Raw genomic sequence first — 24,290 nt, forward strand, 5'->3', positions numbered from 1 at the left:
CGGGTCAGCCGGCCGGCAGCACCCAGGCGTCGACCTGCAGGACGCGCCGCATGCCCACCGACTCGTAGAGCGCGTACGCCCCGGTCGTGCCCTGCTCGTCGACGTGCAGCAGCACCGCGGGCAGGCCGCGCGCCCGGACGTCCGCGAACGCGGTCAGCAGCAGCGCGCGGGCGACCCCTCGGCCGCGCGCCGCGCGCAGCACGCCGAGCCGGGCGACGTACCCCGCCTGCTCGTCCTCGACGTAGTCGTCGCTGCCGTAGAGGGCGCCCACCGGGCCGGACGCCGTCTCGGCGAGCCACACCTGGGACCAGTCGACGGTGCTGCGCGCGTCGAGGCGGGCGAACCACTCCTCGAACGGCTCGGGGACATGGCCGTACGAGTCGGCGAAGGCCGCGTCGATGACCCCGTGCACCGCCCGCAGGCCCTGCTCGTCGCCGGGCGGGACGCGGCGGACCGTCACGTCGCCCGGCGGCGCGGGAGCGGGCGGCGGGTCGGCGAGCTCGAGCCGGAGCCGCGCCCAGCTGGTGGCCCGCCGCCAGCCGGCGTCCTCCAGCCACGCTGCGGTCCGCTCGTCGGGCCGCAGGATGCTCGTCCGCAGCTCACCGGCCACGGCGAGCAGCTCGCGGCCGCGCGCGGTCAGCGCCGCCAGCAGCTGCGGCCCGAGCCCGGGGTCGACGGTGTAGAGATCGAGGTAGACGACCGCGTCGCCCTTCGGCTCGACCGTCGCGTACCCGACGGGGCCGGCCTGCGGATGCTCGACGAGCCAGGCCTCGAGCGTCGCGCTCTCCAGGTCGTCGCGCAGGTCGGCCAGCGTGCCGTCAGGGTGCCCGAGCACGCGCTCGTCGTCCGCGCCGGCCACGGCGTACGCGGCCTCGGCGTCGGACGGGAGGGCACGGCGGGACGAGTACGGAGGGCGCAGGGCGAGCACGCCGACGACCATGGCAGCCCGACCCCGTTCGAGGCGAGCGGTTTCCCCGGCTCCCGCGTTGGCAGGATGGTGTGCATGACTGAGCCGAGCAGCGCCGACCCGACCCCCCGCATCGTCGTCGTCGGACCGGACGGCATGGGCGTCAGCACGGGGACCCCGCCGCAGCAGGAGCAGCAGGACGACGACTCGACGCCGGTCACGGAGCTGGTCGAGCAGCCGGACAAGGTCATGCGGATCGGCAGCATGGTCAAGCAGCTGCTCGAGGAGGTGCGCAGCGCCCCGCTCGACGAGGCGAGCCGGGCCCGGCTGCGCGAGATCCACTCCTCCTCCATCCGGGAGCTCGAGGCCGGCCTCGCCCCGGAGCTGGTCGAGGAGCTGCGCCGCATCACGCTGCCCTTCAGCGAGTCCGAGATCCCGACCGACGGGGAGCTGCGGGTCGCGCAGGCCCAGCTGGTCGGGTGGCTCGAGGGCCTCTTCCACGGGATCCAGGCCGCGCTCTTCGCCCAGCAGATGAACGCCCGGGCGCAGATGGAGGCCGGGGGGCGGCGGGCGCTGCCGCCGGGCGCCGTGCAGGGCGTGCCGGCCGAGCGGCCCACCGGCCAGTACCTCTAGGGCGGTAGCCGCAGGGGCCGGTCCGCAGGGGCCGTACCTCCTGCCTCCGCCCGGCTTCCGGGTGTGCTGGCCACACCCGGAAGCCGCCAGGGAGCACGGTGGGCCCGCGCGCCCGCCCGGAGCAGAGTTCTGGTGTCAGACAACGCGTCCACGCCAGGAGCCTCCCGTGACCAGCACGCTTCCGACCGCTGCCCCCTCGATCGCCTCCACCTCCACCGCTGCCTCCGGGCGCCCTGCAACCCCGCGGCGCGCGCTCTGGCCGCTCGCCGGCGTGCTGGGGGGCGCCACGAGCTTCGCCGCAGCGTTCATCGGCCTCACGGGCAACTACGCCGAGAAGAACGAGAACAAGGGCCTCGCGATCCTGGACGACGTGAACCGCGGGAACTACCACATCGCGTTCCTGCTCGGCCTCGTCTCCGTGGCCTCGTTGCTCGTCGCCTCGTCCGGCTGGCGACGGTGGGCGGAGGAACGAGCACCGCGCAGCATCGCCGCGCGCACGGTCTCCCAGGCCCTCGCGGCGACCGCCGCGATCAACGTCATCGGCTACAGCCTCGCCGGCTCGATGGCGCTCTACCTGCCCGGCGGGACCGACAGTGGCTGGCTGACTCCGGAATCGATGTTCGTGAACTGGACGTACCTCGACTTCGGCCTGCTCCTCGGCTGGTGGGGCGGCGCCGTCGCCGCGGGGTGCGTCACGGCGCTGTCGTTCGGTCGCAACGCCCTGCTGCCCAAGTGGATGGGCGTCGTCAGCATCCTGCTGCTGCTCCCGCCGGTGGGCATGGCGATCGGGATGGCGCTGCCGGGCATGCCGGGCTTCACGATGCCGCTGTGGCTGATCGTGGTCAGCGTCGGGATGGTGTTCAGCAAGAAGGCGCAGGCCTGACCCGCGTCCTCTTCACCGCCGGCCTCACCTCGGGCCCCGTGCAAGGGCCCCGAGGTGGGGCCGGCGGTGCAGGAGCTCAGCCCTCGGACACCTCGACCCCGCGCCAGAACGCGACGTGGCCCTTGATGCTCACCGCCGCGTCCTTGGGCTCGGGGTAGTACCAGGCCGCGTCCGGGTTCTCCGCCCCGTCGACCGCGAGCGTGAAGTAGCTCGCGGTCCCCTTCCACGGGCAGACCGTGTGCGTGTCGCTCGGCCGCAGGTACTCGTCCTTCACCACCCCCCGCGGGAAGTAGTGGTTGCCCTCGACCTGCTCGGTCACCTCGGACTCGGCGATCACCGCGCCGTTCCACGTCGCTCGCACCATGGCGGCCTCCTTCGTCGTCGTCCTCAGGCTGCCATCGCGCCAGTTGCGACGCCATCAGGGCGGGCTCGTCCCAGTCGCCCGAACCACCGCGCCGTGGCCGCACCGCCGAGCGCCAGCTACGGCACGAGCACGCTGCAGATCGACAGCGGGAGGTACGCCGCCGCCACCCCCCGGCCGCCGTGACCGCGCCCGCGAGGCGGCGGCGGAACGGGGCGGAGCAGGGGCCCGGAGCGGCGGAGTCAGAGCGCGCGCGGCGCGTACTCGGTCAGGTCCACCCGGAGCTTGCCCTTCTCGCCCCACCAGAACGTGACCCGCTCGCGCAGCCTGCCGTCGCGCGGGAAGACCGCCCACAGCACGACCCGGTCCCTGGCCGGCACGATCACCCGCTTGCCGGGGTGCTCGTAGCAGTAGGCCTCCGTGGCGGCCATGAAGGCGTCCGCTCTCTCGGGGCCGTACTGGATTCGCGGCGCCTGCCTGGAACGGGCGCCCTCGGCCGGGCAGGTCGTCGCCAGCCGGGGCTTGCCGGTGTCGTTGCGGTAGGCGACGGAGTAGCGCACCGCCTGGCCGTCCGCCTCCGCGCGCACGAGCACGGGGGCGCCCGGCGCCCGCACGATGGTCCTGCCGATCTCGTAGCGCCCCTCGGCGGGCCCTTCCAGCGCGGCCAGGGACCGGGCGATCGCCGCCGCCCGGACCTTGGACGCGTGCTTGACCTGGGCGACGCCCGCCGCCGCACCGGCCACGAGCACGGCGACCACGGACACCGCTCCCGCGATCAGGGCGTAGCCGGACCTCCCGGGGCGCGCGAGCCCGTGCGGGCCGAGCGCGGTGAGGGACGCCCAGAGCCGGCGGGCCTCGATCCCGGAGAGGGCCGCGAGCGACACCGCGCCCGCGACACCGAGCCAGCCGAGCTGCGTCTCGAGCCGTCCGGAGGAGCCCGCGACGGTCCCGATCCCCTCGCGCAACGCGAGCACCGCGAGCACGAGGCCGATCGCGGCCGGCAGGAGCGGGTGCACCTCGCCCGCGCGGAAGGAGTAGCGGATCGCCAGCGCCTGGGAGCGGAAGTACGCGGTCAGCAGCACGGGCAGCGTCAGGGCGCCGACGACTGCGAGCACGGCCACCGGGCCGTTCGTCGCGCCGTCGTCCGCGAGCTCACGCTGGCCGAGCAGCACGAGCGCCCCGACCAGGCCCGGGGGGACCACGGTCACGACGACGGCGAAGCCCAGCGGCTTGAGGTCCCTGACCAGCTTGGCGTGGCGGCCCGCGCCCGGGGTCAGGGCCGCGACCAGGCAGGCCCCGAGCAGGAAGCACGGCGCGGCGAGCGCGGCCTTGTAGAGCGGCGCCTGGAAGGCGCCCTCCATCAACCGGCCCGCGAACGCGTCCCCGGCCGCCTCGCCGTTGCCCAGCAGGATGGCGACGACGGCGGCGAAACCGACCCAGGAGCGCACCAGCTGCAGGCGGCGGACCGGCTCGGCGAGCGGTTGCGCGGGCGTGAGCCGGTCCCCGACCCACCGCCACGTCGCGCGGACCCCGCGGGCGTAGCCCCCGACCGCGCGCAGCCCCAGAGCGAGCACAGGCCTCGGCCTCCTCCGTCCGGCGCAGCCGATCGTGAAGCCGCGCTCCCCGTGTGGACGGGCAGGAACCTAGCCGCAGCTACCGACAGCGGGCTCCCTCAGCCCGCTGCCGGGAACAGCCCTTCCAGCACCTGCGCCACCCCGTCCTCGTCGTTGGTCGCCGTCGACCGGTCCACCGCGGCGAGCACGTCGGGGTGCGCGTTGGCCACGGCGTACGAGGTCCCGGCCCACGCCAGCATCGGCAGGTCGTTGGGCATGTCGCCGAAGGCCACGACCTCCTCGGCGCGGACGCCGCGCGCGGCGCACAGCCGGGCGAGAGTCGTCGCCTTCGAGACGCCCGCGGCGGAGATCTCCAGCAGCGCGCCGTTGCCGCCGGGGGTCGAGTGGGTGGCGGTGACCGTGTCGCCGAGCACGTCGCGGGCGGCGGCCAGCAGCTCGTCCGAGGACCGGTCCGAGCTGCGGACCAGCAGCTTCACGACGGGGTCGGTCAGCAGCTCCTCGACCGCGGCGACGCGCACGTCGGCCGGGAGCGAGTAGCGGGTGCGGTAGGTCGGCTCGAGCCCGAACCCGTGCTCGCTCTCGACGGCGAAGTGCAGGTCGTGCATCGCGTGGCGCAGGACGCGCACGGTCTCGCGGGCCGTCTCGGCCGCGAGCGGGAAGCGCTCGACGACCCGCTCGCTGTGCAGGTCGTAGAGGAGCGCGCCGTTGGCGCAGACCGCGAGCCCGGTGTGGCCCGTCGCCTGCGCGACCTCGGCCATCCAGCGTGGCGGGCGCCCGGTGACGAAGACGACGGTCCCGCCGTTCTCCTCCACGGCGCGCAGCGCGTCGACCGTGCGGGCGGAGATGGTGCCGTCGCTGCGCACCAGCGTGCCGTCGAGGTCGGACGCCACGAGCCGGATCACGCGAACCACCGTTCCAGCGCCCGGGCGGCGCCATCGTCGTCGAACGTGCCCGTCACCACGTCGGCGGCGTCCTGCACCTCGGCCGGGGCGTGCCCCATGGCGACCCCGCAGGCCGCCCACTGCAGCATCTCGAGGTCGTTGCGGCCGTCGCCGATGGCCAGCGTGCGGTCGGCGGGGACACCCAGCCGCTCGCGAACGGGCTCCAGCGCGTACGCCTTGGTGACCCCGTCGGGGGCGAGGTCGAGCCAGGCGGTGTAGCCGACGGCGTACGACACGTCGTGCAGCCCCAGCCGGCCGACGACGTCCAGGAAGTCGCCCGGCTCCTTCTCCGGGCTGCGCAGCACCACGCGGGTCACCGGGTCGCGGACGAGCTCGTCGACGTCCATGAGCACCTGCTCCCCCGCGAGCTCGCCGGCCGGGAAGGGCGCGCTGACCCGGTAGCCGACGCCGAGCTCCTCCACCGCGACGAGCGCGTCGGGCAGGTGCTGGCGGAGCAGCCGGACAGCGGGGGCGGCGTCGAACGTGACGGTCTCGACGACGACGGGAGGGTCGATGGTGGCGGTGACCGCCCCGTTGCTGCAGACCAGCCAGCCCTCGGTCAGGCCGAGCGTCGCCGCCACCGGCCGCGTCGCGTGGACCGATCGGCCGGTCGACAGCACGACGTGCACCCCCGCATCGAGGACCCGGCGCACGGCCTCCGCCACGGCGGGCGAGACCCGCTCGTCCGGGGAGACGAGGGTGCCGTCGATGTCGAGGGCCACGAGGCCCGGGCACCAGCCCGGCTCGTCGTACGCGCTTCGCATGCCGGGCGAGCGGATCAGCGAGCCGCGACGGGCTCGAGGACCTCGCGTCCGACGTAGGGCACCAGCGCCGCGGGCAGGCGCACGGACCCGTCGGCCTGCTGGAAGTTCTCCAGGATCGCGACGACCAGGCGCGGGACCGCCGCCAGCGTGCCGTTGAGGGTCGCGACGGGCCGGGTGCCGGCCTCGTCACGGGTGCGGATCTTGAGCCGACGGGCCTGGAAGTCGGTGCAGTTGGACGTCGAGGTGACCTCGCGGTACTTGCCCTGCGTCGGGACCCACGCCTCGCAGTCGAACTTGCGGGCCGCGCTCGCGCCCAGGTCGCCGGTGGCCACGTCGATCACGCGGAACGGCAGCTCCAGCAGGCCGAGGAAGGCCTTCTCGTGCGCGAGCAGCTTCTCGTGCTCGTCCTTGGCGTCCTCCGGGCGGCAGAAGACGAACATCTCGACCTTGTCGAACTGGTGCACCCGGATGATGCCGCGGGTGTCGCGCCCGTGCGCGCCGGCCTCCCGGCGGAAGCAGGGCGAGTACGCCGCATAGCGCAGCGGCAGCGAGCCGGCGTCGAGGATCTCGTCCATGTGGTACGCCGCGAGCGGGACCTCGGACGTGCCGACGAGGTAGAGCCCGTCGTCGGGCATCGCGTAGACGTTCTCCGCCGCCTGGCCGAGGAAGCCGGTGCCCTCCATCGCCTCCGGGCGCACGAGCACCGGCGGCAGCACCGGGATCAGCCCCTCGCGCACGGCGTAGTCCTGCGCGCACCGCACGATCGCCGACGCGAGCAGGGCGCCGACCCCGGTGAAGAAGTAGAAGCGCGAGCCCGAGACCTTCGCGCCGCGGTCCAGGTCGAGCGCCCCGAGCAGCTTGCCCAGCTCGACGTGGTCCTTCGGCTCGAAGCCGAACTCGGGCTTGGCGCCCACCTCCTCGACCAGCGCGAAGTCCTCCTCGCCGCCGATCGGGGCCACCGGGTCGACGACGTTGGAGAGCGCGAGCAGGGCGCGGTCGACGTCGGCCGCGGTGGCCGTCGACTCCGCCTCGGCCGCCTTGACCTGCGCCGCGAGCTCCTTGGTGCGCGCGAGCAGCGCCGCCTTCTCCTCGCCCTTGGCCTTGGCGACCTGGGAGCCGAGCGTCTTCTGCTCGGCGCGCAGCGCCTCGAAGCGGCCGATGGCGCTGCGGCGGGCCGCGTCGGCCGCGAGCAGCACGTCCACGAGCCCGGGGTCCTCCCCGCGCGCCCGCTGGCTGGCGCGTACGGCGTCCGGGTCCTCGCGGAGAAGGCGCAGGTCGATCACGGGCCGAGCCTAGTGGGCGCGAGTGGATCAGGGACGCCCGGCCGAGCCACCTCGTCACGTTCTGCCCTCGGTCGATGTCGGTCTGTCACCAACCGCCCGTGGCCTGCGTGCCGGCACCCGGGCGGGGCGGCCGTCGGGAATCATGGCCGACCGTGGCCACCACACTCCTGCTCGACTACGGCGCCGTCATCTCCTTCGTCCAGACCGAGGAGGACCTGCGCGGCCTCGAGGCGGTCGTGCCGCAGGTCCCGCCCGCCGCGCTGTGGGAGGCGTACTGGGCGCACCGGCTCGACTACGACCTCGGCCTGGACGACGCGGCCTACTGGGCGGCCGTCCTCGGCCGGCCCGCGACCGGGGACGAGCTGGCCGAGCTGGTGCGGCGTGACGTCGACAGCTGGCTCCACGTCAACCAGGCGGTCGCCGGGGCCCTGCCCGGGCTGCGGGCGCGGGGCGTACGCCTCGGGCTGCTGTCCAACGCCCCCGCAGCCATCGCGCGCCGGCTGGAGGAGCAGCCCTGGACGCAGGCACTGCACGCGATGACGTTCAGCTGTGACATCCCGGCGGCCAAGCCGGACCCGGCGGCGTACACGGCGGCGCTCGACGCGCTCGGCGCCGCCGCCGAGGACGTGGTCTTCGTGGACGACCGGGCCGAGAACGTCGAGGGCGCGCGAGCCCTGGGCATCACCGCCGTGCACTTCGTCGAGCCCGACGTCGCGCTCGCCGAGGCCCTGCGCCACCTCGGCATCGGCTGACCGTCCGACCGGCGCGCCGCTCGATTCCCCGCGGCCCGTCACCCGCTCACCTAGGATGGCGGGCGCCCGTACCCGATCGCGCCCTGCCAGGAGAACGCCGCGTGCCGCACCTCGACCGCGGGCTCAGCCGACGGCTGGGACTGGCAGCCGGTGGCGTCGTGGGGCTGGGGGCGGTCCTCTGGGTGGGCGGCTACGCCCTGGCGGGGGAGACCGCGCCGCGCGGCACCAGCGTGCTGGGCGTCCCGATCGGGGGGCTCGCCGCCGACGCGGCGCGCGACAAGCTGACCACCGGGCTGCAGGACCGGGTCTCCGCGCCGATCCGGGTGACCGTCGGGGACGGCAAGTTCACCGTCGACCCGAAGGACGCCGGCCTCAGCCTCGACGCCGCGGCCACGGTGCGGGCCGCCGGCGCGGCGCGCAGCTGGAACCCCGCCGACATCGTGCGGCGCTTCACCGGCGGCGACGAGGTCGACCCGGTCGTGCGCACGGACGCCGCCAAGCTGGCCTCGGCGGTCGCGGGCCTCGCGGCGAAGGCGGACAAGGCCCCGCAGGACGGCGCCGTCACGTTCGACGGCAAGGAGCCCGTGACGACCGAGGCAAGGCCGGGGGTCACGCTCGACCAGGACGCCGCGCCCGCTGCGCTGCAGGAGGCCTACCTGCGCCCCGGGGACCACCCGCTGCCCGCGGCCGTCACCGAGCCTGCGGTCGACGCGGACGAGGTGCAGCGGGCGTTGGCCGAGTTCGTCGAGCCCGCGGTCGCGTCGCCGGTCACGATCGTCGCCGCCGGCGAGCGCGTGCGTGTCCCGCCCGGCGCCGTCACGCAGGCGCTGTCCCTCACCGGCGGCGCGGACGGACGGCTGGTGCCGGAGCTCGACACCGACGAGCTCGCGGAGTCACTGCGCCCGCGGCTGACCGGCGCCGAGGTCCCCGCGCGGAACGCGACCTTCGAGATCGAGGGCGACCGCCCGCGCGTCGTGCCCGCCAGGCCCGGCCGTCAGGTGGACATGACCGCGCTCGCCGCGGACCTGCTGGACGTCCTGCCCGAGGCGGCGTCCGCGGACCGGGTGGTGAACGCCTCGCTCGAGGAGGCCGAGCCCGACCTGACCACCGCCGAGGCGCGCAAGCTCGGCGTCAAGGAGCTCGTCTCCGAGTTCACGACCTACTACCCCTACGCGGCCTATCGCGTCACCAACATCGGCCGGGCCGCCGAGCTGATCGACGGCACGCTGCTCGAGCCCGGCGAGGAGTTCAGCCTCAACGGCATCGTCGGGGAGCGCACGCTCGAGAACGGCTTCGCCGTCGGCACGATCATCCGCGGGGGCCGCTTCGCGGAGGAGCTGGGCGGGGGCGTCTCGCAGGTCGCGACGACGACCTTCAACGCGATGTTCTTCGCCGGGCTGAAGGACGTCCAGCACAAGCCGCACAGCTTCTACATCAGCCGCTACCCGGAGGGCCGCGAGGCCACCGTCGCCTGGCCGACGTTGGATCTGAAGTTCCTGAACGACACGTCCTACGGCGTCTTCATCCAGACGGTCCACGACCCGGGCGACTCGCTGACGGTGCGCATGTTCTCGACCAAGCACCGCGAGGTGACGGCGTCGAAGTCCGCGCGCTACAACTACCGGGGCTTCAGCACGGTCTACGACACCTCGGCCGGCTGCGTGCCGCAGGGCGGGGTGAGCGGGTTCGACGTCGACGTGACGCGGACGATCACCGAGAAGGGCAAGAAGACCCGCAAGGAGACGTTCCACACCCGCTACAACCCGGCCAACCAGATCTACTGCCGGGCCGAGCCGGCTCCGCCCCGCGCGAGCACCACGCCCGCGCCGTCGACGTCCGCCTCGCCCGACGCGGGCTGAGGCCGAGCGCGCGTCCACGGCCCGGGGCCATCGCGCTGACCGTGGGCTCGCGACACCGCGTGTCCTGCGCCCGAGCCCACGATCACCGCATGTGCGGGGTCGCCGGAGGCCCGCGATCAGAGCGCGGCCTTCGCCTCCCGGACGGCGTCGGCGAGCGGCGTGGCCGGGCGCCCGAGAAGGCGCTCCAGGTCACCGCTGTCGGTGTCCAGCTCGCCCGCGGCGATGGCCGCGTCGATAGCGGCCACGAACGACGCCGTGCCCTCGTCCAGGCCCGCGGCCTGCAGCGCGGCCACCAGCTCGGGGACGGTCACGTCGCGGTACGCCACGTCGCGCCCGGTCTCCGCGGACACCGTCGCGGCCAGCTCGGCGAAGGTGAACGGCGTGCCGCCGAGCTCGTAGGCCTCGTCGGGCGCGTCCGCGAGCAGCGCGGCGGCCGCAGCGGCGGCGTAGTCCGCGCGGGCTGCGCCGGCGACGCGGCCCGTGCCGGTCGCGCCGAGGATCTCGCCGCGGGCGACGTAGCCCGCCAGCTGGGAGGTGTAGTTCTCGAGGTACCAGCCGTTGCGCAGGAACGTGACGGGGATGCCCGACTCGCGCAGGGCCTGCTCGGTCGCCTGGTGCTCGGGCGCGAGCGGGTTGGAGGTCGCGCCGGCCTTGAGGATGCTGGTGTACGCGATCCGGCCCACGCCCGCCGTTCGGGCCGCCGCGACGACGTTCGCGTGCTGGGCGACCCGCCGGCCCGCCTCGCTGCCGGAGATGAAGAGCAGGCGGTCGATCCCGGCGAGCGCGGGGGCGAGGGTCTCGGGACGCGAGTAGTCGCCCTCACGGACCTCGACGCCGAGCGCCGCGATGTCGGCAGCCTTGGCCGGGGTCCGGGCGATCGCGACGAGCTCGGCCGGGGCGACGCCCCGGCGCAGCAGCTCGGCGACGGCGAGCCGGCCGAGGTGCCCGGTCGCGGCGGTGACGGCGTACGTGGTCATGGAGCCCTCCTGAGGTCCTTCCGGGGCGCAGATGCTTCCCGTTCCTCGGGCACTAACTTCGGGTTAGTGCCAGTCCATTCCCGGGGTACGGTGGGGTCATGAGCGCGTGCGAGAACGACGGCCCGTCGCAGGAGCTCGTCGCCGACGTCTTCGCCCGCGGCTGCACGTCCCGCGCCACCCTCGAGGACATCGGGAGCAAGTGGGCGCAGCTCGCTCTGCTCGCGCTGGGCGAGGGCGGCTACCGGTTCAACGCGCTGCGCCGCCGGGTCGAGGGGGTCAGCGAGAAGATGCTGTCCCAGACCCTGCAGACGCTCGAGCGGGACGGCCTGGTGACCCGCGACGTCGTCACGGCGATCCCTCCCCGCGTCGAGTACGCCCTCACCCCGCTCGGGGAGGAGGTCGCCCGCCGCCTGCGCGAGCTGGCCGACCTGCTCGAGCGCTCGGTGCCCCTCGTCACCGCCGCGCGGGAGGCGTACGACAGCCGGGCCGACGCGAAGGCAGGCGCCGGATCACCCCGCTGACGGGCGAGCTGCGCCGCTGACCACTACCCTTGATGGCGTTCAGCCGCGCGGGCGGCGAACCGGGAGGGCGGGCGGGCAGTGGCAGCAGCGACGGATGGCGCCGCCGCGCGCTCCTCCTTCGCTCGGGGTGTCACCGCCGGGCTGGCCCACGTCGCGGGCGACGAGCCCGCCGCCGTGCTCCTGGTCGACCTGCAGGACCGGCACGTCGTCTACGCCAACGGGGTCGCCGAGCAGCTGGCCCCGGGACTGCGCCTTCCCGTGGGGCTGGAGGCCTGGTCCGACGCCGCTGCGCTGCTCGACCTCGACGGCCACGAGCTGAGCGAGACGTCCCACCCGCTCTCCCGCGTCGCCGACTCGATGCCGGTCGCCGGGCAGGCGGTCTCCGCCGCACGCGCGACCGACCTGGGCCGCCGTCGCGAGCCGCTCTGGGTCGTCGGCCTGCCGATGAGCGGCGCGCCACAGCTCGAGGGGCACGCGCTCGTGGTGTTCCTGCCGCTGCGGGCCCGCGAGGCCGCCGAGGCGGCGGCCACGGCGGCGCACGCCGAGGCCGAGCTGCGCGACCGGGCCGTGCTCGCCACCGGCATGTCGTTCACGGTCGCCGACGCGCAGGCCGAGGACATGCCGCTGATCTGGGTCAACCCGGCGTTCACCGCGACCACCGGCTACTCCTTCGAGGAGGCCGTGGGGCGCAACTGCCGCTTCCTGCAGGGCGACGCCACCGACCCCGAGGCACCTCGCACCATGCGCGAGGCCCTCGAGAGCGGCCGGGACGTGTCGCTGCCCGTCCTCAACTACCGCAAGGACGGCTCCGCCTTCTGGAACCACGTCTCGATCAGCCCGATCCACGGCCCGGACGGCGAGCTGACCCACTTCGTCGGGATCCAGACCGACGTCACGGCCCGGGTGGCGGTCGACGAGGAGCGCGACCGCGCCCTCACCGCCGAGCGCGCCGCCCGGGAGGACGCCGAGGCCGCCCACGCCCAGCTCGCCCTGCTGGCCGAAGCCACGAGCCAGCTCGCTTCGACGCTCGACGTCGACGAGTCGCTCCAGCGGCTCATGGCCCTGGTCGTCCCCAAGCTCGCGGACTGGATGCTCATCGCCACCGCCGGCAAGCACGGGGAGGTGGCACACGTGCGCGCCCGGCACCGCGACGGCCGCGAGGAGGAGCTGCGCACCTACACCGAGCTGCTCGAGCGCACCTCGACGCGCGGGTCGATCCTCAACGTGATGCTCGAAGGGGCCCCGCCCCGCCTGCTGACCGACTACAGCAGCCGCAGCAGGCGCCCGGAGCGGCGCCAGTGGGTCGAGGACGAGTCGGTGCTCGACATGTCCGACCGGCTGGGCTCGGAGAGCGTGCTCTTCGTGCCGCTGCCGGGGCGCCGGCACGTCACGGGCGTCATGGCGCTCGTCCGCGGCCCGGGCAGCACGCCCTACACCGAGCACGACCTCGCCGTCGCCAGCGACCTCGGGCGCCGGGCCGGCCTGATCCTCGACAACGCCCGGCTCTACGAGTCCGAGCACCGGATCGCCGAGACGCTGCAGCGCAGCCTGCTGCCCGACCTGCCCACCATTCCCGGCATCAGGGCCGCGGCGCGCTACCTCGCCAGCGAGACCGGCGCCGACGTGGGTGGCGACTTCTACGAGCTGATCGACCTGCCGGACGGCGCGATCGGGCTGGCCATCGGCGACGTCATCGGCCACGACGTGCTCGCGGCCGCGGCCATGGGCCACCTGCGCGGGCTGCTGCGCGCGTGCGCGTTCGACGTGGAGGAGGGCCCGGGGCGTGACCCCGCGGCCGTGCTCGAGCGGGTCGACCGGCTGGTGCAGGGCCTGCAGGTCGCCACCCTGTCCAGCGTCACGTACGCCCGGCTGGAGGCGCAGCCGGACGGCACCTGGCGGCTGCGCTACAGCAGCGGGGGGCACCCGCCGCTGCTGGTCCGCCGCCCCGACGGCACGGTCGACACGCTCACCGAGGCCGACGGCCTGCTCCTCGGCGTCGACTCCACCCCCCGGGTCAGCGCCGCGGTGTCGGTCGCCCCGGGCTCGACCCTGCTCGCCTACACCGACGGGCTCGTCGAGCGGCGCGGGGAGGACCTCGACGTCGGGATCGAGCGGCTGCGCCGCGCGCTGGCGGCCGGGCCGCAGGAGGTCGGCGAGCTCTGCGACCACCTGCTCGCGGAGCTCGGCGACAGCGAGGACGACGTCGCGGTCCTCGCCATCGCGCTCTGAGCCCGCCGTTCGTGGGCACTCCTCAGGAGTGACCCCCGCCCCGCTCCCCCAGCGACACGTCCCCGGCCCCGAGCGGCTCCTCGGGGGCTTCCTCGGCGCGGTCGCGCTCGCCGTTCCCGCCCTCGTGCTGCTGCTGCTCGTCGAGGCCGCGTGGGAGCCGCTGGAGCGGGCCGACCGGTGGGCCTCCCGCGAGCTGTCGTCCCACGCGCTGTCGTCCCCCGGGTTGGCCGACGCCCTGCGCACGGTGGAGATCGCCACGCGGGCCCCGCTGTGGTGGGGGCTCGGGCTGGTCGCGATCACCGTCGCGCTGCTGCACGGCCGGCGGCGGGTGGCGGCCTGGGCGCTGCTCGTCGCGATCACCGGCGCGGTGCTCACCCCGCTGCTCAAGGCGCTCGTCGGGCGCGCGCGCCCGGTCCTGGAGGAGCGGCTCACCACGGCGGACGGCGGGTCGTTCCCCTCCGGCCACGCGACGTCGTCCGCGCTCGGGGTGGGGGTCGTCCTCGTCGCGCTGCTGCCGCTCGTCCGCCACCGAGGGGTACGCGCCCTCGTCGTCGGGCTCGGCCTGCTCGCCGTCCTCGCGGTCGGCGTGGACCGGGTCGCCATCGGCGCGCACTGGCCGAGCGACGTGGTGGCCGGGTGGTCGCTGGCCGCGGCGTACCTGCTCGCGACGGCGCGGGCGGTCGACCCGCTGCGCGGGACGCAGGGTCAGCCGTTGCCGCGCTCACGCACCCGCGCGAGCCAGGCCTGGGCCTCCCGGAAGGCCGAGTCCGAGGAGGTGGACGCCGGCGCGGGCGACGCCTCGGCCCGGGGGTACGACCCGAGGTAGCGCGTCTCCGCGCAGACCCGGCGCAGCCCCATGAGCGCCTCGCCGACGGCGGCCTCGTCGACGTGGCCCTCGCAGTCGATGGAGAACAGGTAGCGGCCCAGCCCCTGGCCGGTGGGCCGGGACTCGATGCGGGTCAGGTTGACCCCGCGGACGGCCAGCTCGGTGAGGATCTCCAGCAGCGCGCCCGGGTGGTCCTCGCGGATGAAGAGCACGATCGAGGTGCGGTCGGCCCCTGTGGGCAGCGGGGGCGGCACCGGGCGCGAGACGAGGACGAACCGCGTCACCGCGTGCGGGTTGTCGCCGAGGCCGTCGGCGAGCACGTCCAGCCCGTAGGTCGCGGCGGCGATCGGGGCGCTCAGCGCGGCGTCGTACGTCGCGGTGCCGCTCGCGATCGCCTCTGCGGCCGCAGCGGTCGAGGCCGCGGTCTGGTACGTCGCCCGCGGGAGGTTCTCGGCGACCCACTTGCGGCATTGGGCTTCGGCATGGGGGAACGTGCCGAAGGACCTGACGTCCTCGAGCCGCGTGCCGGGACGCGCCATCAGCGCGAACCGCACCGGCAGCAGCACCTCACGCGTCACCACGAGCGGCTCGCCGTTCGCCAGCTCGTCCAGCGTGGCGGGGACGCCCCCCTCCACGCTGTTCTCGATCGGGACCATCGCCGCGGCAGCGTCCCCGGCCCGCACGGCCTCGAGCGCGGCGGGGACCGACGGGTACGGGGCCAGCTCGGCGCCGGGGTCGTGCGGCAGCGTGCGCAGGGCCGCCTCGGTGAACGTCCCGCGCGGGCCGAAGTAGGCGTAGCGCGCGGCGGGCAGCGGCCCGATGGGGCGGTGCGCGGTCACCGCGCAGCCCCGTCGTACGGGCGGTCCATCCCCCGGCTGTCGCCGCCGCGGCCGTCGGTGCCGCGTCGGGCGTACCCGATCGCCTGCTCCTCCTCCGGCGACAGCGACTGCTCGCTGCGCCCGGACTTCACGCCCTTGGCGTAGGTGCGGGTCTCGCTGCGGCCGTTGATCGAGGTGAGCACGAGGCCGTCGCCGGACTCGTCGAGCAGCGCGGCGGAGAAGGACAGCCGGCCGCCCATGTCGCCGAAGGCGTCGTAGCGCACCACCGCGACGTGGCGGAGCGAGTCGCGCAGCTCGGCGCGCGCCCGCTCGGCCTCGGCCCGGGTCGCCGCGACCTCCTGGCGGAGCCGGACGACCTCGTGCGCGTGCCGGGAGAGCACGTCCAGGACGTCCTCGTTCTCGACGCTGCCCAGCGAGCGGAGGGCGCGCCGTGCCGTGCGGAGCCGGGTCAGTGCCACCAGGGCGAGCACGAGCGCGAGCAGCGCGACGCCACCAGCGCAGAGGGCGAGGTACGCGGCCTGCTGCGCGTCGAGCTCGGGCACGGCTGGGCACGTCCTTCGGGCACGGGTGAAGCGGGCGCAGCGAGCCTAAGGCACGTGCCCGGCCCGCGCCGGGCACACGGCGGGCACACAACGGGCACATGCATGGAGCGCCGGCCGCGCGATGACGCGGCCGGCGCTCCACGGGTCGGCGAGGGTGTCGCTACTCGGCCTCGCCCATCACGAGCCCCTCGATCGTGTGCTTCTGGCTGATCGGCGTCAGCTGGTCGACGATCGGGCAGACGAGGTGGTCGCGCACGCTCTGCGGCAGCTGCTCCCAGTAGTCCCGGGTGACCGCGAGGTCGTGGTGCTCGGCGTTGCCGGCGCCGGGCGCGTCGACGCCGATGACGAGCACCGGCCGTGACTTCTGCGAGAAGTTCTTCGTGCCCCGGTGGATCGTCAGCGCCGACCGCGCGGAGATGTCGCCCATCTGCGGGTACTTGCGGACGGCCCGCTCCTCGTAGCGCGGGTAGTACGGCTTGGGCGGGAACATCTCGTGCCCGAAGTCCTCGGACCAGTCCCACTGCGTGCCCGGCGCGATCTCGAACGGCCCCATGTCCTGCTCGGTGTCGACCGCCGTGAGGTTGAAGGCGAGGCTCGTCAGCCGGCCCTCGCGGCGGGTCGTCTCGGGCATCGGGAAGTCGCGGTGCCACGGCTGGTTGACCGCGCCGGCGAACGGGATGTCGAAGCCGACCTCGACGATCTGGTAGTCCGGGCCGAGCACCGACGCGCAGACCTTGCCGAACCACGGGTGGTCCACGATCTCGACGAACCCGCGCAGCTGCTCCGGGTGGATCTCGACGTACCAGCGCTTGGGCCCGCGGCCGACGGCGCCGTTGGGGCGGCTGCGCGCCTCCTCGAAGGCGGCCTCGATGTCCTCGCGCATCCGCTCGGCGAACTCCCGGCTGAAGGCGCCCTTCTTGGCCGTGATGCCGTCGGTGTAGAGCGCGTGGACGATGCTCACCGCCTCCTCGTCCGCGTTCGGCGGCAGGGGCAGCACGTCGGTGTCGCGCACGGCGGTGACGATCACGGGTCACTCCTCCTCGGGCTGGGGTGACTCAACCTTGCCACGTGGCATTGCCACGTGGCAAGGTCTGTTACCGGGTCGTTGCCGACGCGCCTGGCACGATGGGCCCGAACGCTCGGACGAGCCCGGAGGAGGCGGCGTGGCGGTGAGCATGCGCGACGTCGCGGCCCGCGCCGGCGTCTCGCCCCGCACGGTCTCGAACGTCGTCAACGACGCCCCGTACGTCGCGGCCGGCACCCGCGCCCGCGTCGAGCAGGCGATGGCCGAGCTCGGCTTCCGCCCGAACGCCGCAGCGCGCAGCCTGCGCCGCGGCCGCTCCGGGCTGGTCGCGCTCGTCGTCCCCGAGCTCGACTCGCCCTACTTCTCCGCCCTGGCGGCCCGGCTCAGCGAGGCGTGCGCGGAGCGCGGCTGGACCCTGCTCGTGGAGCAGTCCCACGGCGACCCCGAGCGGGAGCGCCGGCTCCTCGACGGGGTGCGCGACCAGCAGGTCGACGGCGTCTTCTTCAGCCCCTGGGGGCTGAGCACGGACGAGCTGCGCGAGCGCCGGGACCCCACACCGCTCGTGCTGCTCGGCGAGCAGGGCGACGTGTCCGTCGCCGACCACGTCGTGATCGACAACGAGGCCGCCGCCTTCGAGGCGACGGCACACCTGCTGTCCACGGGGAGGCGCCGCATCGCCGCGGTGGGCGCCAGGTCTCCCGTGGGCCGGGAGACGGTACGCCTGCGCCGGGCCGGCTGGGCGCGTGCCCACGCGGCGGCCGGGCTCGCCCCCGACCCCTCGCTCGAGGTGCCCGTGGACTCCCTGCACCGGGCGGCGGGCGCCGCTGCCGCCGCCCGGCTCCTGGACGAGGGGGTGCAGGCCGACGGGCTCTTCTGCTTCACCGACGAGCTGGCCCTGGGGGCGATGCACGCACTGCTCGCCCGGGGCGTGCGCGTTCCCGCCGACGTCGCCGTGGTCGGCTTCGACGACATCGAGGACGGCAGGTACGCGACCCCCAGCCTCACAACCGTCTCCCCGGACCTTCCCGCGCTCGTCCGCGGCGCTGCCGCCTGCCTCGCCGACAGGCTCCCGGTGGAGCGCGGCCGCCCCGGCCCTGAGGACGGGCCCGCGGGGCACCGCGCGGTGCACACGCCGCACCGGCTCGTCGTCCGAGGCTCCAGCGGGGGCACGGCGGCCGTCGACGGGGCACGTCCCGAGCGCCTACCCTGAAGCTCTGCGCCGCCTGCGGGCGGCGAATCGGCGTTGAGCAGTGACGCGGTCCGTGGGTCGAGCGGAACTCGACCTGAGCAGGCACCGGCGGACGGCTGGTGCTCCTCCCGGTCGTCCGACGCCATCGACGGCGGCCGGCCTCCCCGTGAAAGCAGTCGCCGCATGGCCTCCGACCGCTCGTTGGACGAGATCCTCCACACCGCCGCCCCCGACCCTCGCCCGGAGCAGCGGGCACACCGGCTCGATCCCACCGAGGCGCTGGCCGAGCTCGCCAGGATCGACCTGCGAACGGCGGACCTGCCGGCGGTGCTGCAGCGCATCGCCGAGCTGGCGCAGCGGACGCTCCCGGGCGCGGACGAGGTCTCGGTCAGCCTCCTCGCTGATCGCACGCGGGAGGCCGCCACGCCCGCCTACACCGGCCAGCTGGCGCTGGAGGCGGACGAGCAGCAGTACGGCGAGGGCGAGGGCCCGTGCATCGAAGCGGCGACCACGGGCACGACCGTCCTGGTCGACGACATCACCGCCGAGACGCGGTGGCCGGGTTACGTCCCGGACGCAGCCCGCGTGGGGGTCGGCAGCTCGCTGTCGGTCCCGCTGCCGGTGCAGGAAACGGTCAACGGGGCGCTCAACGTGTACTCCCGGACGGCTCACGCCTTCGACGAGCAGGCCGTCGAGCTCGCGACCTCGTTCGCCGGCTACGCGGCGATCGCCGTCGCCAACTCCCGGCTCTACGAGACCACCGCGGCCGTCGCCCGCCAGCTGCAGGAGGCGATGGAGTCCCGCGCCGTGATCGAGCAGGCCAAGGGCCTGATCATGGGGCAGCGGCGCTGTAGCTCCGACGAGGCGTTCCAGCTGCTGGTGAGCGCCTCCAGCCGCAGCAACCGCAAGCTGCGCGACATCGCCGCCGAGCTGATCGCGACCACCCAGCGGCGCTGATCGAAGGCGTGCGTGCATCGCGGGCCGGCCGCTCCGGGCGTGGCCGGGGCCCCTTCGCTAGCGTGACGCCATGAACGCCGGGGGCGACTTGAGGGCGTGGCAGGAGCGCCTGGACCTGCTCGAGGCCGAGCTGATCGCGCGGGCGGCGCAGGCCGCCGACGCCGGGGACTGGACGCCACGCGAGCTCGCGGCGCTCGCCGACGAGCTGGACGAGCTGGCGGACCAGCGGGACCGGCTGGCCGACGCGAAGGACACGGCCGCGCTCCGGCGCGACGAGGCCGCCGAGGCCCGGGAGGGCACGGCCACCGGGCGCGACCGCGCGGCCCGCGAGCGGGGCCAGGACACCGACGAGGGCTTCCCGGACCGCTTCCTGTCCGCCCGGGACCGGGACGAGGCGCTGTCGGACCGGGTCGAGTCCCACGCCGAGCGGCGGTCCGCGCAGGAGGACCGCCACCGCAGCGCGGCCGCCCGCGCCCGTGCCGCCGGCGACCGGGACGCCGCCGACCGGGCGGCCACCGCCTCCGCCGCCGAGCTGTCCGGGCTGCGCGACGCCCTGGCCTCGCGGCACGTGATCGGCCTGGCCCAGGGCATTCTCATGGAGCGGCACGGCCTCGACGCCGACCAGGCGTTCCGGATGCTCGTCGAGCTGTCCTCGCACACCAACACCAAGCTGCGCGACGTCGCCGCGCAGCTCGCCCACCACCCGCAGCGACGGCCCGCCCCCAGGGCAAGCGGTGCGGGGGCCGTCCGGCCGGGGTAGCACCGGGGGGTGACGCCGCCCGCAACGGGTACCGGGAAGTCGCCCCGGCCCGCCGGACGGGGTGACGGCGCGGGGGCGCGCAGCGTGCTCGGAACCGACGGAAGGACCTCCTGTGGCGGGTGGACTCGTAGCTCTCCTCGACGACGTCGCGGTCATCGCGCGCGCGGCCGCGGCCTCCGTCGACGACATCGGGGTCGCCGCCGGGCGGGCCAGCGCCAAGGCGGTCGGCGTCGTCGTGGACGACGCGGCCGTCACCCCGCAGTACGTCCGGGGCCTCGCCGCCGAGCGGGAGCTGCCGATCATCCGGCGGATCGCGCTCGGCTCGCTGCGCAACAAACTGCTCATCCTGCTGCCCGCCGTGCTCCTGCTCAGCCAGTTCGCCGACTTCCTGCTGACGCCGATCCTCATGGTCGGCGGCGCCTACCTGTGCTACGAGGGCGCGGAGAAGGTGTGGGCCAAGGTCTCCGGCCACCACGACGCGCACGGCGAAGGCTCGCAGGGGCTGCTCAACGAGGACACCGTGGTGGCGGGGGCGGTGCGCACCGACTTCATCCTCTCGGCCGAGATCATGGTGATCTCGCTCAACGAGGTGGTCGACGAGCCGTTCGTGTCCCGCGCCGTCATCCTGGCGATCGTGGCGATCGCCATCACGCTGCTCGTCTACGGCTTCGTCGGCCTCATCGTGAAGATGGACGACGTCGGCCTCCGCCTCACCGGCAGCGCGAGCAAGGGCGTGGCCCGGCTCGGGCACGGGCTGGTGAAGGCCATGCCGCGCCTGCTGACCGTGCTCACCGTCGTCGGCACCGCCGCCATGCTCTGGGTGGGCGGCCACATCCTGCTGGTCGGCGCCGACGAGCTCGGGCTGCACGCCCCGTACGACGCCGTCCACCACCTCGAGGAATGGGCGCACGACGCTGTCGGGGCGCTCGGCTCGGTCATCGGCTGGCTCGCCAACACCCTGGCCAGTGCGCTCGTCGGGCTGGCCGTCGGCGCGCTGGTCGTCGTCGTCATGACCCTCACGGTCCACCGGCGCGGCGGGCACGCCGAAGGGAAGGCGGCGCACTAGGGCCGCGCGCCTCGCTCGTCGGGGCGGCTGTCGTTGCCGGGCGGCGTACGGGCGCCCGTCCTCGACCGCCGGCGAAGCTCAGGCGGCGAACGGCGGGAGCGCAGCGGCCATCCGGCTCAGTCCCGCAGCAGCAGGGTGTAGAGCCGAGCGATGCGCCCGTCCGCGACGAGAGCGATGTCGATGCCGCGGACGACCGGCGGCTCCCCCGCGGGCCCGAGGCCCCACGCCTGGTAGCCCAGGTCGCTGCTCTCGTACGCCTCGCCCATCGGGCTGAAGACGAAGCCAAGCGCGTCGTCGAGGACCTTCTGCGCCTTCGCGTCCACGGCGGCGTGGCCGGTGACGGTGCCCTCGGGATCGGAGAACGCGACGTCCGGCGCGTACGTCCGGGCGATCGCCGCCCGGCGCCGCTCGGGGTCGCGCTCGTCGAAGACCTCGAGCAGGTTGGCCCGCATCAGGTCGGTGGTGTCGCTCATCGCACGCTCCCGTCGGCAGTGTCACGGCCCGGCGACGGCGGCGGGCAGGCGGGGCGAGGCTAGGAGCCCGGCCGAGGGCACGTCAACGCCCTCCGGCGGGCGGGGCGTACCCCTGGCCCATCGGTGGAAGGGGACGGGCGACCCATTTCTGCCTACCAGAAGGGACGACCCATGCCGAGCACCACCTCGCACCGCCCGCTTCTGCTCCCCCTCGCCGGCGCCGCCGCGCTCACCCTGGCCGCCGGGATCGCCGCCCCCGCCGCCACGGCCGCCGACCGCGTCCGCGAGCGCGGCGACGTCGTCCGCTACGACACCGCCCTCGTCCCCGAGGACGCCCGCGCCCGGGTCACCGCGACGTACGACCGCAAGGGCGGGACCGAGGTCGTGCTGCGCGTCCGCGGCCTGCTGCCCGACCGTGAGTACGGCGCGCACGTGCACGTCAACGCGTGCGGCGCGACGGGCGCGGCCGCCGGCCCGCACTACCAGTACGTGGTGGACCCGGTGCAGCCGTCGGTCGACCCGGCGTACGCCAACCCGGAGAACGAGATCTGGCTGGACTTCACCACGGACGCGCGCGGCAACGCGGTCGCCCGGGCGGAGGTCGACTGGCAGTTTCCGGCGAACCGCCGCGCCGGCTCGGTGGTCATCCACGCGGAGCACACCTCGACCGAGCCGGGCATGGCCGGCATGGCGGGCGCGCGCGTCGGCTGCGTGACCGCCCCCTTCTGAGCGGAAGGGGGGACGTGGAGCGCCGGCCGCGTCAGGGCACGGCCGGCGCTCCACGTCCCGTGCTCGAGCCCGGCCGAGGGGGGTCGGCACCGGCTCGAAGAGCACCCGGCGTGCGCTCCGGTGCGCAGAAGCTAGCGGACGTCGGCGCCGGCCGCGCACTTTTCGACAACCGCGGTGGCAGAACCGTCGCCCGGCCCGGCCCGCCGCCGGGCCGGGCGCACCACCAGCAGGTGCAGCGCCACGATCAGCAGCACCGAGCCGGCGGTGTACGAGGACTGCAGCAGCCGCGCCCACGCCTGCGGGACGTCGGGGTCGTAGAGCAGCCGCGCCCCGCGCCAGGGCAGGTCGAGCGGCGTGGAGAAGAGCGCCCACACCGCGACGGCCGCACCGACGCGTACGCGGGAGCGGGCGTCGCCGGCCAGGGCCAGCAGCCCGGGGACGACCCACACCAGGTGGTGCAGCCAGGCGACGGGCGAGAGCAGCACGGTCAGCACGCCCACGACGGCGACCGCCGCGACGTCCTCGCCGGCGCGCGCCGCCCGGGCGGCCACCCACAGCCCGTAGACGGCGACGACCACGGTGACGGCCGCCCAGAGCAGCGACCCCGCCGCGCCGTCCGGCCCGAGCCGGGCGCCGAGGCCGGTGATCGAGCCGTTGTAGGTGCCGGCGGTCACGCCGATGCGCTCGGTGTCGAAGAGTGCCGTCCCCCAGTACGCCACCGACTCCTGCGGCAGCACGAGGGCCGCGCCGGTCGTCGCCCCAGCGGCTGCGGCCAGCGCCACGAACGCGGCCCGCCACCGGCCGGCCAGCCACAGGTGGACCAGGAACAGCCCGGGGGTCAGCTTCAGCGCCGCCGACAGCCCGACCAGCAGGCCCTGGGGCCACCGGCCGCGCACGGCGTTGTCCAGCAGGCAGAGCGTCGTCAGCAGGATGCCGACCTGGCCGAAGAAGAGCCCGTCGGAGACCGGGAGCATCCAGCACGCCGCCGAGGCCAGCGCCGCCAGCACCACCGGCGCCGCGGGGCCGCAGCGGGCGAGGAGCGGCCGGGCCGACACCGCGCAGATGACGACGACGAGCGCGACCTGCAGGGCGGCCCACAGCGCCTGCGCCACGCCGAAGGGGACGAGCCCCAGCGGCAGCGCGACGAGCGCGGCGAACGGCGGATAGGTGAAGGGCAGCAGGTTGGGCACGTCGGTGACGTAGGAGTACAGCGGGCGCCCGGTCAGCAGCGACACCCCGGCGGCGCGGTAGACCTCGAGGTCGACGTTGCGCTGCCAGGCCGGCACGTCGAGCGCCTCGACCAGCGCCGGCCCCACGCCGAGCGCGAGGACGGCGGCGCCGAGGAGCCACCAGGGCCACGGAGCCGACCACGTCGCCGCTCGTCGCGCGGACCGGACCCCCGTTGCCATCCGGGCCAGCCTACGCAGCGGGGGAGAATGGCCCGATGACCGACGGCCGCGGACGATCTGCTCGGCGGCTGGCCCGCCTCCTGCCGGCGACGGCCCTGGCGGCCCTGCCGTCGACGGCCCTGGCGGCCCTCGCGGCCCTGGCGGCCCTGGCGCTGCCGGCCGGCCCGGCGCGGGCGGCCGAGGCCCCCGTCGGCTTCTCCCCGGTCGTCGTGCTCGGCGCCGGCGGGCTGCGCTGGTCCGACGTCTCGCCCGAGGCCACCCCGACGCTGTGGGAGCTGGCCGGCGCGGGCGCGGTCGGCTCGCTGGTCACGCGTACGGCCCGGCCGGTCACCTGCCCGGCCGACGGCTGGCTGACGGTCGGCGCCGGCGCCCGGGCCCAGGCCGTGGAGCACGGCGGGCGGGCGGGATCGAAGGAGACCTGTCCCACCGACGGGGTGCGGGTGACCCCGGACGGGGAGGGCGCCCGGGTGCAGGGCTGGGACGCGATCGGGCGGCTGGACGCCAACGAGCGCTTCGACAGCCGGCCCGGGCTGCTGACCGAGGCGGCCGCGCAGGCACCGGGGACGTGCGTGGCCGCGGTCGGCCCGGACGCGGCGCCGGCGGCCGCGGACGGCGAGGGCCGGGTCGCCTTCTACGCCGGCTCCGTCGCGGACGCGACCTCGGCCGACGTGACCCGCTGCCAGCTCACCCTGGTCGACCTGGGCTCGGTCGACGCCCGGGCCGGCGACCGGGCGGCGCAGGTGGCGGCGGTCGACGCGGCGGCCGCGCGGGTGCGCGAGCTGCGCCAGGGGC

23 protein-coding genes and 1 pseudogene are annotated in these 24,290 nt (G+C 75.3%); 12 read left to right on the forward strand and 12 right to left on the reverse strand.

Annotated features, from left to right (window positions below):
* Nucleotides 1–4: 4 nt before the first annotated feature.
* The gene (locus G9H72_RS13720; protein WP_166171998.1) at nt 5–928 is read right to left on the reverse strand and encodes a GNAT family N-acetyltransferase; all 924 of its coding nucleotides are present in this window, start codon (nt 926–928) and stop codon (nt 5–7) included.
* A 75-nt stretch (nt 929–1,003) separates the two neighbouring features.
* Between G9H72_RS13720 and G9H72_RS13725 the strand changes: the two genes are divergently transcribed.
* Together G9H72_RS13725 and G9H72_RS13730 are read left to right on the forward strand one after the other, a co-directional pair.
* Nucleotides 1,004–1,540, forward strand: coding sequence for a bacterial proteasome activator family protein (locus tag G9H72_RS13725; protein ID WP_166172000.1), 537 nt, complete (start codon nt 1,004–1,006; stop codon nt 1,538–1,540).
* 166 nt (nt 1,541–1,706) lie between these two features.
* Nucleotides 1,707–2,423 carry a hypothetical protein gene (locus G9H72_RS13730; protein WP_166172002.1) on the forward strand — a complete coding sequence of 239 codons (717 nt, stop codon included), beginning with the start codon at nt 1,707–1,709 and terminating at the stop codon, nt 2,421–2,423.
* Between the two features lie 76 nt (nt 2,424–2,499).
* Here the strand turns inward: G9H72_RS13730 and G9H72_RS13735 are convergent, their stop codons facing one another.
* The 5 genes from G9H72_RS13735 to serS form a co-directional block, all read right to left on the reverse strand.
* Nucleotides 2,500–2,787 (reverse strand): DUF427 domain-containing protein, encoded by a 288-nt coding sequence (locus G9H72_RS13735; protein ID WP_166172004.1) that lies wholly within the window; start codon nt 2,785–2,787, stop codon nt 2,500–2,502.
* Between the two features lie 239 nt (nt 2,788–3,026).
* The gene (locus G9H72_RS13740) at nt 3,027–4,358 is read right to left on the reverse strand and encodes a hypothetical protein (RefSeq protein ID WP_166172006.1); all 1,332 of its coding nucleotides are present in this window, start codon (nt 4,356–4,358) and stop codon (nt 3,027–3,029) included.
* Between the two features lie 98 nt (nt 4,359–4,456).
* The gene (locus G9H72_RS13745; RefSeq protein ID WP_331272290.1) at nt 4,457–5,260 is read right to left on the reverse strand and encodes a Cof-type HAD-IIB family hydrolase; all 804 of its coding nucleotides are present in this window, start codon (nt 5,258–5,260) and stop codon (nt 4,457–4,459) included.
* Complete coding sequence (locus tag G9H72_RS13750) at nt 5,257–6,063, reverse strand: HAD family hydrolase (protein WP_166172008.1); 807 nt, start codon at nt 6,061–6,063, stop codon at nt 5,257–5,259. Before G9H72_RS13750 ends, G9H72_RS13745 begins: the two co-directional genes overlap by 4 nt.
* Before the next feature lie 14 nt (nt 6,064–6,077).
* A complete protein-coding gene (serS, locus tag G9H72_RS13755) occupies nt 6,078–7,346 on the reverse strand; it encodes a serine--tRNA ligase (protein ID WP_166172010.1) in 1,269 nt (422 codons plus the stop codon).
* A 152-nt stretch (nt 7,347–7,498) separates the two neighbouring features.
* Here serS and G9H72_RS13760 point away from each other — a divergent pair, with 152 nt between their 5' ends.
* Together G9H72_RS13760 and G9H72_RS13765 are read left to right on the forward strand one after the other, a co-directional pair.
* The gene (locus G9H72_RS13760; protein ID WP_166172011.1) at nt 7,499–8,098 is read left to right on the forward strand and encodes an HAD-IA family hydrolase; all 600 of its coding nucleotides are present in this window, start codon (nt 7,499–7,501) and stop codon (nt 8,096–8,098) included.
* A 101-nt stretch (nt 8,099–8,199) separates the two neighbouring features.
* Nucleotides 8,200–9,957 (forward strand): VanW family protein, encoded by a 1,758-nt coding sequence (locus tag G9H72_RS13765; RefSeq protein ID WP_166172013.1) that lies wholly within the window; start codon nt 8,200–8,202, stop codon nt 9,955–9,957.
* A gap of 116 nt (nt 9,958–10,073) precedes the next feature.
* Here G9H72_RS13765 and G9H72_RS13770 read toward each other — a convergent pair whose 3' ends face one another.
* Nucleotides 10,074–10,934, reverse strand: a complete 861-nt coding sequence (locus G9H72_RS13770; RefSeq protein WP_166172015.1) for an NAD(P)H-binding protein — start codon at nt 10,932–10,934, stop codon at nt 10,074–10,076.
* A gap of 98 nt (nt 10,935–11,032) precedes the next feature.
* Here G9H72_RS13770 and G9H72_RS13775 point away from each other — a divergent pair, with 98 nt between their 5' ends.
* The 3 genes and pseudogenes from G9H72_RS13775 to G9H72_RS21700 all read left to right on the forward strand — a co-directional run.
* Nucleotides 11,033–11,455, forward strand: a complete 423-nt coding sequence (locus tag G9H72_RS13775) for a winged helix-turn-helix transcriptional regulator (RefSeq protein WP_166172017.1) — start codon at nt 11,033–11,035, stop codon at nt 11,453–11,455.
* Between the two features lie 78 nt (nt 11,456–11,533).
* Nucleotides 11,534–13,684 (forward strand): PP2C family protein-serine/threonine phosphatase, encoded by a 2,151-nt coding sequence (locus tag G9H72_RS13780; protein ID WP_166172019.1) that lies wholly within the window; start codon nt 11,534–11,536, stop codon nt 13,682–13,684.
* Nucleotides 13,685–14,012: 328 nt separating this feature from the next.
* Nucleotides 14,013–14,354: pseudogene (locus G9H72_RS21700) on the forward strand (phosphatase PAP2 family protein); the annotation flags it as partial.
* 35 nt (nt 14,355–14,389) lie between these two features.
* Here G9H72_RS21700 and pheA read toward each other — a convergent pair.
* The 3 genes from pheA to G9H72_RS13795 all read right to left on the reverse strand — a co-directional run bounded on the left by pheA (nt 14,390) and on the right by G9H72_RS13795 (nt 16,888).
* Nucleotides 14,390–15,322, reverse strand: a complete 933-nt coding sequence (pheA, locus tag G9H72_RS13785) for a prephenate dehydratase (RefSeq protein WP_166172241.1) — start codon at nt 15,320–15,322, stop codon at nt 14,390–14,392.
* Nucleotides 15,323–15,345: 23 nt separating this feature from the next.
* Complete coding sequence (locus G9H72_RS13790; RefSeq protein WP_166172021.1) at nt 15,346–15,891, reverse strand: DUF4446 family protein; 546 nt, start codon at nt 15,889–15,891, stop codon at nt 15,346–15,348.
* Nucleotides 15,892–16,051: 160 nt separating this feature from the next.
* A complete protein-coding gene (locus tag G9H72_RS13795; protein ID WP_407939593.1) occupies nt 16,052–16,888 on the reverse strand; it encodes a phytanoyl-CoA dioxygenase family protein in 837 nt (278 codons plus the stop codon).
* A 166-nt stretch (nt 16,889–17,054) separates the two neighbouring features.
* Between G9H72_RS13795 and G9H72_RS13800 the strand changes: the two genes are divergently transcribed.
* From G9H72_RS13800 to G9H72_RS13815, 4 genes are all read left to right on the forward strand, one after another.
* Entirely contained in the window at nt 17,055–18,125 is a 1,071-nt protein-coding gene (locus G9H72_RS13800) for a LacI family DNA-binding transcriptional regulator (RefSeq protein WP_166172023.1), read from the forward strand.
* Nucleotides 18,126–18,287: 162 nt separating this feature from the next.
* A complete protein-coding gene (locus G9H72_RS13805) occupies nt 18,288–19,061 on the forward strand; it encodes a GAF and ANTAR domain-containing protein (RefSeq protein WP_166172025.1) in 774 nt (257 codons plus the stop codon).
* Nucleotides 19,062–19,131: 70 nt separating this feature from the next.
* Nucleotides 19,132–19,821, forward strand: coding sequence for an ANTAR domain-containing protein (locus G9H72_RS13810; RefSeq protein WP_166172027.1), 690 nt, complete (start codon nt 19,132–19,134; stop codon nt 19,819–19,821).
* 112 nt (nt 19,822–19,933) lie between these two features.
* Nucleotides 19,934–20,887 carry a DUF808 domain-containing protein gene (locus tag G9H72_RS13815; protein WP_166172029.1) on the forward strand — a complete coding sequence of 318 codons (954 nt, stop codon included), beginning with the start codon at nt 19,934–19,936 and terminating at the stop codon, nt 20,885–20,887.
* A gap of 116 nt (nt 20,888–21,003) precedes the next feature.
* Here G9H72_RS13815 and G9H72_RS13820 read toward each other — a convergent pair whose 3' ends face one another.
* The gene (locus tag G9H72_RS13820; protein ID WP_166172031.1) at nt 21,004–21,360 is read right to left on the reverse strand and encodes a nuclear transport factor 2 family protein; all 357 of its coding nucleotides are present in this window, start codon (nt 21,358–21,360) and stop codon (nt 21,004–21,006) included.
* Between the two features lie 171 nt (nt 21,361–21,531).
* Here G9H72_RS13820 and G9H72_RS13825 point away from each other — a divergent pair, with 171 nt between their 5' ends.
* Nucleotides 21,532–22,089, forward strand: coding sequence for a superoxide dismutase family protein (locus G9H72_RS13825; protein ID WP_166172033.1), 558 nt, complete (start codon nt 21,532–21,534; stop codon nt 22,087–22,089).
* Between the two features lie 131 nt (nt 22,090–22,220).
* On the opposite strand, the gene G9H72_RS13830 is transcribed toward G9H72_RS13825, so the two are convergent.
* Entirely contained in the window at nt 22,221–23,498 is a 1,278-nt protein-coding gene (locus tag G9H72_RS13830) for a glycosyltransferase 87 family protein (protein ID WP_166172035.1), read from the reverse strand.
* Nucleotides 23,499–24,290 lie beyond the last annotated feature (792 nt).

The organism is Motilibacter aurantiacus (genome assembly GCF_011250645.1).
Lineage (GTDB): Bacteria > Actinomycetota > Actinomycetes > Motilibacterales > Motilibacteraceae > Motilibacter_A > Motilibacter_A aurantiacus.